Raw genomic sequence first — 1346 nt, 5'->3', positions numbered from 1 at the left:
GAGGCCGAGGCCCAGGCGGTGAAGACCAGGTCCGGGATGGAGAGTCCCGAGCTGAGCAGGTCGCGTTTGAGTTCGGCGATACCGGAAGCGCCGATGGGTTCGTGGTCGGGCTCGGGCAGGGGGTCTTGCCAGATCATGCGTTCGGCGGGCACCAGTGGTCCCTGGTAGCGCTGGATCGGGCCCATGTCGATGTGGGTGAGTTTGAACCAGGCGTGCGCGAAGGTCTCGGCCAGCTGATCGGGGTTGTTCAGGAAGCGTCGGGCGATGGGTTCGTAGGTCGGGTCTTCCCGCAGTGCGAGGTCGGTGGTGAGCATCGTGGGCCTGCGGCGGGTGTCCGGGTCGTGGGCGTCGGGCACGGTGGCGTGCCCGGCGTCGTCTCGGGGGATCCATTGCCAGAGCCCGGCGGGGCTGAGTTCGACGTCCCATTCGTAGGCGAACAGGGTTTCCAGGAAGCTGTTGTCCCACCGCGTCGGGGTGGGTGTCCAGATTCCCTCGAGTCCGCTGGAGATCGTGTCCGGACCGGTGCCGGTGCCGTGGTCGTTGCGCCAGCCCAGGCCCTGTTCCTGCAGTGGGGCGGCCTCCGGGTCGGCGCCGAGGTGGCCGACGTCGGCGGCGCCGTGGGTTTTGCCGAAGGTGTGCCCGCCGACGATCAGCGCGACGGTTTCCTCGTCGTTCATGCCCATGCGCCCGAAGGTGATCCGGATATCGCGGGCCGAGTTGACCGGATCGGGCTGCGTGGCGGGTCCTTGCGGGTCGACGTAGATCAGGCCCATCTCGTCGGCGGCCAGGGGCTGCTGCAGGTCGCGGACGCCGGTGTGGCGCTCGTCGCCGAGCCAGGTGCGTTCCGGGCCCCAGTAGACGTCGTCGTCGGACTCGAAGACATCACCACGCCCGCCGGCGAAGCCGAGCGTGGTGAACCCCATCGTCTCCAGGGCGCGGTTGCCCGCGAAGACCATCAGGTCCGCCCAGGAGACGCTGCGCCCGTACTTCTGCTTGACCGGCCACAACAACCGCCGTGCCTTGTCCAGGTTGCGGTTGTCCGGCCAGCTGCTGGTCGGCGCGAACCGCTGCATCCCCGAGGACGCACCACCCCGCCCGTCACCGACCCGATAGGTACCGGCGTTGTGCCAGGCCATCCGCAGCACCAGCGGACCGTAGTGCCCGAAATCCGCCGGCCACCACTCCTGCGAGGTCGTCAGCACCGCGTCGACATCCCGCGCCAGCGCCTCCAGATCCACCTTGGCGAACTCCGCCGCGTAATCGAAATCCGCACCCAGCGGATCACTCGCCGGATGATGCTTGGCCAAGATCCGCAGACTCAACCGGCCAGGCCACCAATCACAATT

The 1346-nt window shown here is 68.3% G+C and carries 1 protein-coding gene; it reads right to left on the bottom strand.

The genetic code is table 11. From position 1 onward, the window contains the following. A partial coding sequence (locus ABD289_RS25105; RefSeq protein ID WP_344138109.1) for a peroxidase family protein occupies positions 1–1346 on the bottom strand: 1346 nt, incomplete at both ends.

This window comes from Saccharopolyspora halophila, assembly GCF_039531955.1.
Lineage (GTDB): Bacteria > Actinomycetota > Actinomycetes > Mycobacteriales > Pseudonocardiaceae > Saccharopolyspora > Saccharopolyspora halophila.
This window is presented reverse-complemented; position numbering and strand designations above follow the sequence as displayed.